Raw genomic sequence first — 13,947 nt, forward strand, 5'->3', positions numbered from 1 at the left:
GAGTGATTTCAGTAAGCGCCGGCAGTGCGCGGATTGGCGGCGGAGGCAGGGGACGTCGAAGCGACTTCGCTTTCATCCTCTTCGGATTCCAGACGCACCAGATGCGCCGGTACGCCGGTGGCCGCGCCCCAGTAATAGATCCCCATCGCGCAGGCCGCGACGACCAGGGTGTCGAATGGATGGGTGAGGATGCCCAGGCCACCGAAGGTGCCGAGTTTCGACAGGACGATGGTCACGGCGTAGAACGCGATCAGCCATGCGGAGGAGCGCACCTGCTGGCGAAGATTCAGATGAGCCGTCGGCACAAAGCGACCGCAGAGCAGGTACACGACAAACATCAGGATTTGCAGGCCGAGCAGCCAGGACACAGTGCTCCAGCCCGACCAGTAGACAATCAACGCAGCGATGATGAACGACACCGGCCCCAGCACGCCCATGCTCTTGACCCGGAACGGGCGCGGCATGTCCGGCGCATTGCGACGCAGCGCGGCGACAGTCACCGGGGCGACGGCATAGCTCAGCACCAGCGCGGCGGACACCACGTTGATCAGCGCTTCCCAGGACGGAAACGGCAGGGTCCAGAACACCGACAGGGCGAAGGTCAGCCACAGCGCCGGACGCGGGATGCCGGACTTCTCGTCGATGTGGGTGAAGACTTTGAAGAACGTGCCGGTCTGCGCCCAGCCGTAGATCACCCGTGGCGTGGCGTTCATGTAGATGTTGCCGCAGCCGCTGGGGGAGATCACCGCGTCCGCCACCACCAGATACGCCAGCCAGCCCACGCCCAGCGCCAGGGCGATGTCGCGGTACGGCAGGGCGAACTCCTTGGAAACCCCGGCCCAGCCATTGGCGAGCAGTTCGGTCGGGATGCCGCCGAGGAAGGCGGTTTGCAGCAACACGTAGATCGCGGTGGACAGCAGCACTGACAGGATCAGCGCAATCGGGATAGTGCGTTGCGGGTTCTTCACTTCGCTGGCCACCGAGATGATCGGGGTCAGGCCGAGGTAGGCGAAGATCACGCCGCCGGCGGAGACGGCCATCTCGATGCCCGAGAGTCCGAAAGGGGCGAAGCCCTGAACCTGAAAGTTTTCCGGTTTGAAGAAGGTGAACAGCACACCGATCACCAGCAGTGGCACGATGAACTTGAACACGCTGACCAGATTGTTGGCCTTGGCGAAGGTCTTCACGCTGCGGTAGTTGAGCAGGAAAAACACGCAGAGCAGGCCGAACTGCACCAGCCAGCCGAGCAGGGTCGGGTCACCGCTACCGGCCTTGGTCAGGTCGGGAAACCACGCTGCGGCGTATTGGCGCGAAGCGACGACTTCGATGGCTACCAGACTGGAAAAAGCGATTAGCGTAATGAAACCCATCAGGTAACCGAGCAGCGGCCCGTGACTGTAAACCGGGTAACGCACCACGCCGCCGGCCCTTGGCAATGCCGCGCCCAGTTCGCAGTAGACGATGCCCAGCAGCAACACGGCGAACCCGCCCAGCAACCAGGAGAAAATCCCCGCCGGCCCGGCAATCGCCGACACGTGGCTGGCTGCGAACAACCAGCCGGAACCGAAGATCGCCCCCAATCCGATAAAGGTGAGGTCGATCAATGAAAGTTGTTTTTTGAACTTGCCTTGGCCTGACATGGCATCGCCTTCTTGTGAGTTATTGGATAGGCAGGTGTGAGTCACTGGAACGGCTAAACAGTGAACTCATCGGGCGTCGGGCGATTGATGTTTTGCGCAGGTCAGGATGACGAAATCGGCACAGTTGCGAAGAAAGACAGCGGCGCTCGACACGCTTCGAACGTTGCTGCAATCTGCACGCGAACGCCTCCGGGCGGGCACGTTTTCAGGCCGATCCACTCACCGGGGAAGACCTTTACATGCAGAACGCGTTTGCGATCCTCTGCCAGGGCGATGAGCGCCATCGGCCGCATACCCTCGAGGCGCTGCTGGCCGGCGTGGCACCGCTGTTGCCGATGCTGGACGTGATTCCGAACGCGGCGATCTTCATCAAGGATGTGCAGGCGCGCTACGTTCTGGCCAATCGCACGCTGGTGCAGCGCTGTGGCCTGAAGGACCTGAAACCGCTGCTGGGGAAAACCAGTGCGCAGGTGTTTCCGGCGCAACTGGGGCCGGGCTACACCGAACAGGATCGGCGGGTGCTGGAAGAGGGGTTTTTGCTGGAGGATCAGCTGGAACTGCACCTGTACGGCAGTCGCGAACCGGGCTGGTGTCTGACGCACAAACGTCCGCTGTACAACCGCGACGGCGAGATCATTGGCCTCGCGGGGATTTCGGTGGACCTGCAATCGGCCAGCGAAACCCACCCGGCATTTCAGCGCCTGGCGGCGGTCGACGAACACATCCGCGCGCATTTCAATCGTCGGGTGACACTGGGCGAACTGACCCGGATTGCCGGTATTTCGGTGGCGCAACTGGAACGCTATTGCAAACGGGTGTTCCACCTGACGCCGAGGCAGATGATTCAGAAAGTGCGGCTGGAACATGCCCACCGCCTGTTGCACACCGAGCTGCCGATCACCGAGGTGGCGCTGCAATGCGGCTACACCGATCACAGCGCCTTCACTCGCCAGTTCAAGGCGTCGACCGGTTTCACACCGCGTCAGTATCGGCAGGCGACCGCCCAATGAATGTCCGGTCGCAGCGTCTAGACTCAATGGATCGCGGTCGTCTTTCGAGGGGGGAAACGGGATGAGCAGAACAATCGCGCTTCACTGCTCGGCGTGGCTTTTGATCGCCTTCAGCGTGATGCTGGCTTCGGGATGCTCGAACAGAACGCATTACCCGGCATCAGGCGTTGGCGACAGCTGTTACGCCAAGGCGTTGCCGACGGTCGGGGAGGGTGGTCTGGCCTGGGGCTCCAGCCTGAACATGGCCCGGCAAAAATCCATGGCCAATTGCATGCGCTACGCTGGGCGCTCCGGGGGAACGCCGGATACCTGTCAGGTGGTGTTGGCCAAGTGCAAGAACTAAGCGAGGACTTCGAGAAGAACATTGAGCGTCTTTAGCCACAGTAAACTGTCGCCAAGATTATTGATGACTGCCTTGACCAAATAGCAATGTTTTCTGGCGCAAGTGCAAAAAAATATCCAGGCAGTGAGGTGAGATGGTTAAATGCCACTATCTGTGTTGGGGTGTAGAATTTTCTGTAGCTCCCTCATCTAAAGTCAAGAGTGAAAGGGTATAGCCTTGGTGGTTAAGGTTTGCCGTTTCAGGTCGTCAATAATGTAGGTTATGCCATGCTTCTCGCACACCTTTTCATTGCAGAACATAAAGCCTTGAGTGAACTTAACGTTCCCATAAATGGAAATTTTCAGGGTGAATTTTTCAGTAGTGTATTAACGCTTCGTCGTAAACAGATTGATGCAGAGTATTATGGCGGTTTTCATTGCTCTGCGTTGATTGGTCCAAATGGTGTGGGGAAAAGCAGTGTTCTGGAGGTTCTTGAGTTACTGACTGCTAGTACCGACTCTAGAGCGCTTGTGGTTTTCTATGACCAACACGACGATAAATACTTTATTTGTGGCATTAATATGGATATGGCCGATGTCGAGAAGGTTTACGCTGACTCTCCATGGTTATTTGTAAGCGATAATAGTGATTTTTTATCAAGGTGGCGGGTTAGCCTTGTAAAGGTTAATAATCTTCCTGCGGATGAAGGCTTGCTGACATTGTCTTCTCGCAAGTCGGGGAAGTATGTTAAGGAGTTGACTGTTCGCGAGAATGTAAAAAGCATCAAGCGGCGGAAGCAGTATTTTGAGAAAATGCTTGATTATTTTTCTGATGGCCAGATCCAGAATGATTCCATGGGGGAAGTTGCGTTTGCATTTTCCTTTTCCAGTTCACCAGTCAGTATTTTGCAAGGCGTGCTTGATCGGATGTCTTTGAGTGATAGTGATCGAGTTGGATTAGTTAAGGAGTGGTACGGAAAAAGGAGTCACAAAGTAAGTTTTGATGATGACTTGAGTCTTGGTTCTGTATTTCAGAGCTTGGTAGCGCTTAACTCATTGTCGATACTGAGCGCGCTGGCGATTGATTCAGGGATATCAAAGAAGTTGTTTCTTCGGCTACTCGTGCGGGAGTTTTCTGAGGTCGATTTGAAGAATGGGCCTGATATGAACGACGCGAATCGATTGCGGCATACATTGCACCGCATGCGTTCGACGGATGTTGCTCGGGTATTGGTTAGTGGTGAAGAAATCTTGTCGCCGATTGATGTGCAGATCGCGGTTGAGAAGGTTGAAAAGCACTTGGAAGGCTATTTGTCGATATTTGACAGTATCGCCGAAGCTATTTGTGATCACTGTTTTGATGGTGAGTCTCTTGATTTGAATCGCGTTACCACGACAGACTACTTCGCCATTCAGAAACTTACGAATCTTATAGGTGATCTGCCGGGTAATGTCTCCGCGAACATGAATTGGGGGTGGAGAGGTATTAGCACGGGAGAGTTGGCCAGGATACATCTCTTTGCAGAGATTTACGCTTTTTTGAAAGAGTCTGGAAAAGACAGCAATATTATTGTCATAGATGAGGCTGACCTCTATTTGCACCCGGAATGGCAGAGGACGTTTTTGTACGACCTGTTAAATCAACTTGATAACATGCGGTCATACGAAAATATCACCAGCCCCCAGATTGTCTTGTGCACGCACTCTCCAATTATCATTAGTGATTTTTTGCCGGATAATATCATCTCTTTGCGAAAAGATCAGGATGGCCAGACTGAGGTAGTCGAGTCGTTCGGGTTTGGCAATGCCATTGGCGATATTTATATGGATGGTATGCATCTGAAATCTACCTTTGGTGAACATGCGAAGCAGAGGCTGGATAGAATTATTGCACGTGCTCGGGGAGGGAATCTAACCGATGAAGATTTCAATCTCATCGGAAAAATTTCCAATGTCCATGTCAGAAATTTTTTGCTTAGTCATGATAAAAATAAATAAATTATATAGCGCGGTTTTCATTGAGTCCTATCTCGAGTTTGCCTTGGATAAGGTTGTTTTGCCTCGCATCAGCGAAATGCTGACTAAGGTTCCGGCCGCACAGAGGGGGGAGGTGCGCAATGCGTTCACCAAAGTTGAATTGATACGTATGCTGACGGAACGACCCGAAGTCTTGGAAAATATTGCAGTCGGACTATTTGATAAATTTCCTGCTATCGCTGAGCGCTATTGCTATAGTTTTTTGCTGGAAAGAATTACTTTACCCGAGCAGGCTCGATATCTGGATCTTTCATCCTCTGTTGAGAGAGCTGAGTTTGATCGTGCGATTGAAGAAACTATTGATGCACTTGAAACGTTGACTTCTGAGCACTCTTTGCATCTGACGCCTCATTACCTGAAATTGCTGGGCTCTAGTGAAACTCGCTCTAAAAAAAGGCGTTATCTCTGCCGCTTGATTAATGCGCAAAAAGGAAAGTCGCCGGTTACTGAGGCCGACAGGGAGATTTTTCCGAAATGGATTAATGATCTTGTCCGATGCTTCGATTATGAAGTGGTTGCCGGAGAATTTGCGCAAAAAATTATTGATCAGTTAGCAGTTACGGTATGTCCTTATTGCGGTATTGAATCTGTTCAATCTATTCCAAAGATCAATGTTCGTCCTGAGCTTGATCATTTTTTTCCCAAGTCTCGGTTCCCTTTCCTGGCCATCAGTTTGTATAACCTGATGCCGGCGGGATGGATCTGCAATCAGCGCCATAAGCGTAATAATTCAATGTTGGGACGACTGAATCCATATTCGATCGGATTCGAACATGGGACGGTATTCAAGTTTGGATTTCTACCCGGTGGTGATATCCGAGATAACATGAGCATTGAGATTTTGCCTCAAGCTTGTGATCTCAAGGATGGCCACGTGAAAATGTTCAAACTCGAGGCACTCTACGACGGGACGGAAGATTTGCGCGAGTGGCTTGCCGACAAGTATGAAGCGCATGCTTGGCTAAAAGAGGTTGGGAGATTGGGGGAAGTCGATTTCGGAACTCATCCTTATCGAAGTTATATCGATTTACGTAGGCCTGTGACTAAGGTTCGAGCGCAGAAATTCATGGTGGATGCACTGAATGATCTATTCAACCAATCATTGGAGGTCGTCCCTGCTCCCATCGCCTGAGATGAGGCGGTCATATGAGTTTTCCGGACGCCACTTCAATGAGCGGTGGCGCTGGACTCTTCCGGCCAGAATCACTCCAGATTTCTTCGGCTATTCCTGCATCTCCCTTGTTCAAATCAAAGTCCGGCATTTCAGCCGCCTGTTTACCTGACAAAAAACCAAATCGCCATGTGTTTCCTTCGTTCTTTCATACGTCGCAGTTGTCACTGTCCGTTCCCGCCTGTCTGGAGTTCACCCGATGCCTTCGCTCAAAACCCTGCCCGCTGCCTTGTTGGGGCTGGCCCTTGTCTGTCCGGTCAAGGCGCAATCCCAGGGGCTGGAACTGGGGCAAGTGCTGATCGGGGCCGAGGATCAGAGCGGTGATGACGCGTCGGTGGAAGAGGCGAAGGCTCGTCTCGCCCAGGTTCCGGGTGGCAGCAATGTGGTCGATATGCGCCAGCCATTGCAGGGCCGAGTCGCGAGCAATCAGGACGTGCTGGCGTATCAGCCCGGTGTCTATGCCCAGTCGGCGGGCAACGAGGGGACGAAGATTTCAATCCGTGGCTCGGGTATCAATCGTGCCCCCGGCGCCCACGCCTCGGGGCTGTACACGATGCTCGACGGTCTGCCGCTGACCGGCCCCGGCGGCACGCCTTACGAATTATTGGAGCCGCTGTGGCTCGACCATGTGGAAGTCCTGCGCGGTGCCAACGGTTTTGATCGCGGTGCGCTGGCCCTTGGCGGTGCTGTCGATTACGTCAGCCACACGGGATACAACGCGCCACTGCTGAATGTGCGTTACGTCATGGGCAGCCACGGTTATGCCCAGCGGCAAATCAGCTCTGGTCAGGTGCTGGGTGACTTCGATTACTACCTGTCGATGACCGACGCGCATTCCGACGGTTATCAGGATCACACCGCCAGCAAGAGCCAAGGCGTGATTGCCAACTTCGGTTATCGCTTCAATCCGAATCTGGAAACCCGCTTCTACATTCGTCACCGCGAGACCGACAACGACCTCGCCGGGCGGGTGACCAAGCACTCCATCGAACACGATCCGCGCGCGGCCAACCCGGCCTACGTGACGCGCAACGACAGCCGCGATCAGCCCGGCAGCACCTTCATCGGCAACAAGACCACGTACTACATCGACGACGATTCGAGCATCCAGACCGGTCTGGTTTATCACGATTACCCGATGGACCTGCGCGAAGGCCCCAATCGCCTGAAGGTCGCTTACACCGATGTTAGCGGCACGTTCGACTACAAGCGCCGCGACACGCTCTGGGGGATGGAGAGCAACAGCTCCGTGGGCCTGCGGGTGACCAAACACCTGCCCAATGACGGTGCCAGCGAACTGGTGCGGATTCCCACCGGCAACACCGCCGGTTATGCGCCGGGCACCCACATGCGCAACTTCACTTATCAGGGTTCGGATTCTGTCCTGCACGTGGGCAACGACCTGGAAATCGCCGACGACCTGTGGCTGACCACCGGCCTCGCCGCGATCTACACCCGCCGCGAAAGCGCGGTCACCTACCCGGAAGGCGGCGGCAAGACCAGCCTCGGCGACTGGGATTACGCACCACGTCTGGGCCTGCGCTATCAGGTGACGCCGGACCTGCAACTGTTCGGCAACCTCAGCCGCTCGGTCGAAGCGCCGCATCCGTGGTCGCTGATTTACAGCTCCAACGTGCGGTTCCCGGCCGGCAGCGGTGCCGCCACCGGCACCCAACGCGACCCCATCAAACTGCAGAACCAGACCGCGACCACTCTGGAACTCGGCGGCCGTGGCGACAGCGCGCTCGGCGAATGGAGCCTGGCGTGGTACTACGCCCAGGTGCGCCACGAATTGCTTTCGGTGTTGCCGGACGCCAACGCCACCACGCCTTACGAGCTCAACGCCAGCCCGACCGTGCACCAAGGTATTGAAGCCAGCCTCAATAGCAACCTGTGGTCAGCAAACGATGGCGGCAAGTTGAGCCTGCGCCAGGCCTACACCTTCAGCGACTTCCACTACCGCGACGACGATCGCTTCGGCGACAACCGCTTGCCGGGCCTGCCAATGCATTACTACCAGGGCGAACTGCGCTATGACTTCCCGCAAGGTTTCTTCGCGGCAGTCAACACCCAACTCGTCTCGAAAACGGCGGTGGATTACGCCAACAGCTATTACGCCGATCCTTACGCGACCTTCGGTGCGACCCTCGGTTACAACGCACCCAAGGGCGACTGGCAGACCTGGCTGGACATGCGCAATCTGACCGACAAGCACTACGCCGCTACCGTCACGCCGGGCTATGACGATAAAGGCCTGGACGCGGCACGCTCCACACCGGGTGAGGGCATGGCGATGTATGTCGGGGTGTCGTGGAGTTTGCTCTGAGGTGTTCATGTTACGGCCAGTTTTTTGAAGTCGTATATTTAGAGCATGATTGAAAGTATCCGAATGTTAGTTTGATAGGAATTGCCTGCTATAGGTTTTTTGGCATTAAGATTTTGGCGATTCTTGAGTGGTTTGAGCGCTGGCTGCATGTCGGAAATGTTGGGCTGAAAAGGTGGGTTATTCATTCTGTTTTGTCCGTATGATATTGGTCTGTTTTTAGTGGTTGCAGTGCTTGATGAGTGTTGATGTCTGTGTCGGATGTTATTGTTATCTGGGTGATGGATTTGTTTTCCCAGATGGTGCAGGCTATTATGGATTAGTTTCCTGGGTTGTAGGGTGTGGGTCTGTATATGGATGTTAAATTTGTCGGATATAAAGCGTTTAAAGGTTTTGAACTTAAAGAGGCGTTTTCAATAAAGACGCCTGTGTCGGTTTTGATTGGGAAAAATGGATGTGGTAAAACCAGACTTTTTGAAAGTATAAAGAGTGGTGATGTGGAGGTTGTTTCTGATCCTGACATTTCCAGAGATGAGATTTTTTTTGTTTCGCATGGGGCATTAGTCCCAAAGCTTGAATCTCGGTATGTTTTGTCGGAGGTGTCTGCTCGCAAGAAGTCACTCCTTGACAGATTTAGGTTAAATAAGCCTGAGTTTGATCGGGAGCTTGATAGGTATCGTATAGAAACGCCTAGTTTAAGGTTCGGCGCTAATGATATAGGATACAAGGAAGCGCATCGCATAATTCGTAGTATTGCCGAAAAGCTTTCAAAAAAACCAAGTCAGCTTAGTGATGATGAAATTTCAAATCATTATGACGGTTATGAAGTTCAATTGTTTGGTTCGAAAAATATTACCGCCATATTTACCAGGTATATTGAAAGGCTTCATGATAATGAATATGCAATGTGGCTTTCGGATGTTAGGGGTAAGTTAACGTACCATGTAAGCGATGACGAGTTTGAGGCTGTCTATGGTCGTCAACCTTGGGTTGTACTAAATGAAATATTGGATAAAACGTTTAACGGGAAGGTAACAGTTGGAATTCCAGGAGCGTCTGAAGCGGGAGATGAGTACATTGCCTGCTTCTACGAGGGGGAAACGGGAGCACCAATTAAGGAGAGTGATCTTTCGTCTGGGGAGCAAGCTCTGCTTTGGCTCGCCTTGGTGACATTTGCTACGCAGTTTTCAGCCACTAACTCTGATGCCGTGCCAAAAATTTTGTTGATGGATGAGCCAGACGCCTTTTTACATCCATCTATGGTCGTTCAGTTAATCAGCTTTCTGGACTCGTTTAGTCGTGAGTTCTCCGCGAAAATATTAATAACGACGCATTCTCCTACTACAGTTGCACTTTCTCCAGATGACTCTTTATATGCTCTTTCTGATGGTGTTGTTTCCGCTGTTGATAAGGATTTGGCGATTTCAACTTTGCTTGAGGGCGTAACGCAGATATCCGTGAATCCGTTCAATAGGCGGCTGGTGCTGGTTGAGAGCTTTTATGATGCTGAAATTTATCAGTCCGTCTACCGTGCAATTCCCCATAGCTCTAGCTTTTTAGATTCAAGAATCGCTCTGACATTCGTCAGTTCTGGTCCAAAAATGCCCCCTCAGCAGATTTCTGACAAACTTAATCAGGTTTTTGGAAAGGCGATTCAAAAAGACAAGATTGATGAGTTTTTGAATCTGGTAAATGGTATGGGTAACTGCGAACAAGTGAAGGGGATGGTGGAGGCATTATCTTCTGAGGGTGATAGAACAGTTCGGGGGCTTATTGATTGGGACAGAAAGAACACTGCCGGAAAGAATGTTGTGGTTTTGGGTGAGGGTAGCGCCTATTCTCTGGAAAATATCGCATTGGATCCTATTTGTATAATGTTGTTGTTGCATCTTGAGTGTAAAGGTAAATACCCGATTTCTGAGTACTGCGGTGCAGATGTCGGGTGGGGCGAATGGTTGCGCACTCCTGAGCATCTGCAAGAATCCATGAATTGGTTTGTTTGCAAGTTGTTTAAAAGGCCGAGCGCAAATGATGTCCAGGTTGAGTATATTTCAGGTGTTAGCCTGAAGGGTGATAAAGAATATTTGCAGATGAGAGGGCATGATCTGGCAGAGTTGATAATTTCGGAGTTTGATGATTTGCGCGGCCTGATAAAAAACAAGGTGGAGAGACTGATGGGCTTGATTGTCAAAAAGTCCATGCTGACATTGAGTGAGGGGAAATTTATTCCTAATTTTTTTTGCGATGCATTTAGAAAACTTCAAGTCCAAATCGAGAGTGGCGCTTTGGACTGATGTTCTTGGCGTGGCGCTGGTCCGGATTCAGTCGTGCCGTATGTTTGCCGGCACGATTTCATGAAACCGTTCGATCACCGGACAGCCAAACCTTCGTCCAATTGCCCGATCCTGCCCGCCGGCGTACTGTGACCGGTGATGGCGTAAACCGTGACCATCACCATAACGACAAGATCGAGTGCCTTGCCCATGGACAGCCGCCTGCTGAGCGACCGCAGCAGCGTGTTTCGCCACGCTGACCCGTATGCCGTCTCCGACTATGTGAACCAGCACGTCGGCCAGCATTTCATCGGCCTGTCCAAAACCACCCACCCGCAAGCCAGCCTCAACCACCGCAAACTCGCCGACCTCGATCTGTGCCGCATCAGCTATGGCGGCAGCGTTCGGGTGACTTCGCTGGCGCTGGAAACCGTGTATCACCTGCAAGTCCTGCTGCAAGGCAACTGCCTGTGGCGCGGGCACAAGCGCGAGCATCATCTGGTGCCGGGCGAATTGTTGTTGATCAACCCGGACGATCCGGTCGACCTGACCTACTCCGACGATTGCGAGAAATTCATCCTCAAGGTGCCGGTCAGCGTGCTGGAGTCAGTGTGCGACGAGCAGCGCTGGCTGCATCCTGCCGGCGGCATCCGGTTTCTGCGCAATCATTACCGGCTCGACGAGCTGGAAGGCTTTACCAATCTGCTGGGCATGATCTGCCAGGAAGCCGAAGCCAGCGATCCGTTGTTGCGGGTGCAGGAGCACTACGCGCAGATCGTCGGCAGCAAACTGGTCTCGCTGATGAACACCAACGTCAGCCGTGAATGCCTGAATTCGCCGAGCGTCAGTTTCGAGCGGATCCTCGATTACATAGAGCGCAACCTGAAGCTGGATCTGCCCGCCGAACACCTGGCGGCCCAGGCGAACATGAGCCCGCGTTCCCTGTACGCGCTGTTCGAACGCCAGCTCGGCGTGACCCCGATGCAATACATCCGCCAGCGCAAGCTGGAGCGCATTCATGCCTGCCTCAGCGATCCGAGCTGCCCGGTGCGCAACCTCACCGAACTGGCGCTGGACTACGGCTTCCTGCACCTCGGGCGTTTCTCCGAAAGCTATCGCCAGCAGTTCGGCGAATTGCCGTCCGTGACCTTCAAGCGCCGCCACTGAATCCCCGCCCCGAAACAATCTGAAGTACCTGCCGCGCTGTCCTGCACAAAACGGATAGCGCTCTGCAGGATTCGGATATTGCCGCCCGCGTTGCCTCCCTAATCTGACCTGGCCTGAACAATAACAATGGAGGCCCCGGCCATGTCCCTGGGAATCGACTACCTCAATGCCATGCTTGAAGAGGACCCCGATAAGGGTGCCTACCGCTGCAAGCGGGAGATGTTCACCGATCCACGGCTGTTCGAACTGGAGATGGCGCACATCTTCGAAGGCAACTGGATCTACCTCGCCCACGAAAGCCAGACCCCCAACGCCAACGATTTTCTGACCCTCACCATGGGCCGCCAACCCGTGTTCATCGCCCGCAACAAGGCCGGTGAACTCAATGCCTTTCTCAATGCGTGCAGCCATCGCGGCGCCATGCTCTGCCGGCACAAGTCCGGCAATCGTTCCAGCTATACCTGCCCGTTCCACGGCTGGACGTTCAACAACAGCGGCAAACTGCTCAAGGTCAAAGACCCGAGCGAGGCCGGCTACCCCGAAGGCTTCAACTGCGAAGGCTCCCACGACCTGACCAAAGTCGCGCGTTTCGAGTCCTATCGCGGCTTTCTGTTCGGCAGCCTGAACGCCGATGTGAAAACCCTCGCCGAGCACCTGGGCGAGTCGGCCAAGATCATCGACATGATCGTCGATCAGTCCCCCGAAGGCCTGGAAGTGCTGCGCGGTTCCAGCTCCTACATCTATGAAGGCAACTGGAAACTCACCGCTGAAAATGGCGCCGACGGTTATCACGTCAGCTCCGTGCACTGGAACTACGCCGCCACCCAGAACCAGCGTCAGCAGCGCGACGCCGGCGAAGAAATCAAGACCATGAGCGCCGGCAGCTGGGCGAAGAAGGGCGGCGGTTTCTACTCGTTCGACCACGGTCATCTGTTGCTCTGGACTCGCTGGGCCAACCCTGAAGACCGCCCGGCCTACGAGCGCCGTGATGAACTGGCGCGGGATTTCGGCCAGGCCCGCGCCGACTGGATGATCAAGAACTCGCGCAACCTGTGCCTGTACCCCAACGTGTACCTGATGGATCAGTTCAGCTCGCAGATCCGCATCGCCCGGCCGATCTCCGTCGACAAGACCGAGATCACCATCTACTGCATCGCCCCCAAAGGTGAAAGCGCGGAAGCCCGGGCCAAGCGCATTCGCCAATACGAAGACTTCTTCAACGTCAGCGGCATGGCCACCCCGGATGACCTCGAAGAATTCCGCTCGTGCCAGACCGGCTACGGCGCCGGGCGCGGCTGGAACGACATGTCCCGTGGCGCAACTCACTGGGTCGAAGGCGCAGACGCGGCGGCCGAGGAAATCGACCTCAAGCCGTTGCTGTCCGGCATGCGCACCGAAGACGAAGGCCTGTTCGTGCTGCAACACAAGTACTGGCAGGAAACCATGCTCAAGGCTGCTTCCACCGATAAAAACCTGATTCCCGTGGAGGCTGTGTGATGAGCAACCTCTACGACACCGTGCGCGATTTCCTCTACCGCGAAGCGCGCTATCTGGACGACGGCCAGTGGGATCAGTGGCTGGAACTCTACGCCGGCGACGCCAGTTTCTGGATGCCGGCCTGGGACGACCACGACGCGCTGACCGAAGACCCGCAAAGCGAAATCTCGCTGATCTGGTACGGCAACCGTGGCGGTCTCGAAGACCGGGTATTCCGGATCAAGACCGAGCGCTCCAGTGCGACCATCCCCGACACCCGCACCTCGCACAACCTCAGCAACATCGAGATCGTCGAGCAGGGCGAAGGGCAATGCCGGGTGCGCTTCAACTGGCACACCCTGAGCTTTCGCTATCAGGTCACCGACAGTTATTTCGGCACCAGCTTCTACACCCTCGACCTGCGCGGCGAACAGCCGTTGATCAAGGCCAAGAAAGTCGTGCTGAAGAACGATTACGTCCGTCAGGTCATCGACATCTACCACATCTGATCGAGACGGCGGCGAGCCGG

At 54.3% G+C, this 13,947-nt stretch carries 10 protein-coding genes; 9 read left to right on the forward strand and 1 reads right to left on the reverse strand.

The features are described 5' to 3' along the window. Positions 1-8 precede the first annotated feature (8 nt). Positions 9-1,640 carry an APC family permease gene (locus tag N8H71_RS00535; RefSeq protein WP_262192293.1) on the reverse strand — a complete coding sequence of 544 codons (1,632 nt, stop codon included), beginning with the start codon at positions 1,638-1,640 and terminating at the stop codon, positions 9-11. A 239-nt stretch (positions 1,641-1,879) separates the two neighbouring features. Between N8H71_RS00535 and N8H71_RS00540 the strand changes: the two genes are divergently transcribed. From N8H71_RS00540 to benB, 9 genes are all read left to right on the forward strand, one after another. Next, on the forward strand, positions 1,880-2,650 hold the full coding sequence (locus tag N8H71_RS00540) for an AraC family transcriptional regulator (RefSeq protein WP_085688259.1): 771 nt from the start codon (positions 1,880-1,882) through the stop codon (positions 2,648-2,650). Between the two features lie 61 nt (positions 2,651-2,711). Further along, positions 2,712-2,993 carry a hypothetical protein gene (locus N8H71_RS00545; RefSeq protein WP_262192294.1) on the forward strand — a complete coding sequence of 94 codons (282 nt, stop codon included), beginning with the start codon at positions 2,712-2,714 and terminating at the stop codon, positions 2,991-2,993. A 230-nt stretch (positions 2,994-3,223) separates the two neighbouring features. Next, entirely contained in the window at positions 3,224-4,969 is a 1,746-nt protein-coding gene (locus tag N8H71_RS00550; protein ID WP_262192295.1) for an ATP-binding protein, read from the forward strand. Then, positions 4,890-6,140: a hypothetical protein gene (locus N8H71_RS00555; protein WP_262192296.1), complete on the forward strand. Its 1,251-nt coding sequence runs from the start codon at positions 4,890-4,892 to the stop codon at positions 6,138-6,140. Before N8H71_RS00550 ends, N8H71_RS00555 begins: the two co-directional genes overlap by 80 nt. 238 nt (positions 6,141-6,378) lie before the next feature. Then, complete coding sequence (locus N8H71_RS00560; RefSeq protein ID WP_262192297.1) at positions 6,379-8,505, forward strand: TonB-dependent receptor family protein; 2,127 nt, start codon at positions 6,379-6,381, stop codon at positions 8,503-8,505. 350 nt (positions 8,506-8,855) lie between these two features. Then, positions 8,856-10,796 carry an ATP-binding protein gene (locus N8H71_RS00565; RefSeq protein ID WP_262192298.1) on the forward strand — a complete coding sequence of 647 codons (1,941 nt, stop codon included), beginning with the start codon at positions 8,856-8,858 and terminating at the stop codon, positions 10,794-10,796. A 189-nt stretch (positions 10,797-10,985) separates the two neighbouring features. After that, complete coding sequence (locus N8H71_RS00570; protein WP_262192299.1) at positions 10,986-11,942, forward strand: AraC family transcriptional regulator; 957 nt, start codon at positions 10,986-10,988, stop codon at positions 11,940-11,942. Positions 11,943-12,083: 141 nt separating this feature from the next. Then, entirely contained in the window at positions 12,084-13,439 is a 1,356-nt protein-coding gene (benA, locus tag N8H71_RS00575; protein WP_262192300.1) for a benzoate 1,2-dioxygenase large subunit, read from the forward strand. After that, entirely contained in the window at positions 13,439-13,927 is a 489-nt protein-coding gene (gene benB, locus N8H71_RS00580; protein WP_262192301.1) for a benzoate 1,2-dioxygenase small subunit, read from the forward strand. The genes benA and benB overlap by 1 nt, the downstream gene beginning before the upstream one ends. The last annotated feature ends 20 nt before the right edge of the window (positions 13,928-13,947 follow it).

Source organism: Pseudomonas koreensis (assembly GCF_025447595.1).
Classification (GTDB): domain Bacteria; phylum Pseudomonadota; class Gammaproteobacteria; order Pseudomonadales; family Pseudomonadaceae; genus Aquipseudomonas; species Aquipseudomonas koreensis_H.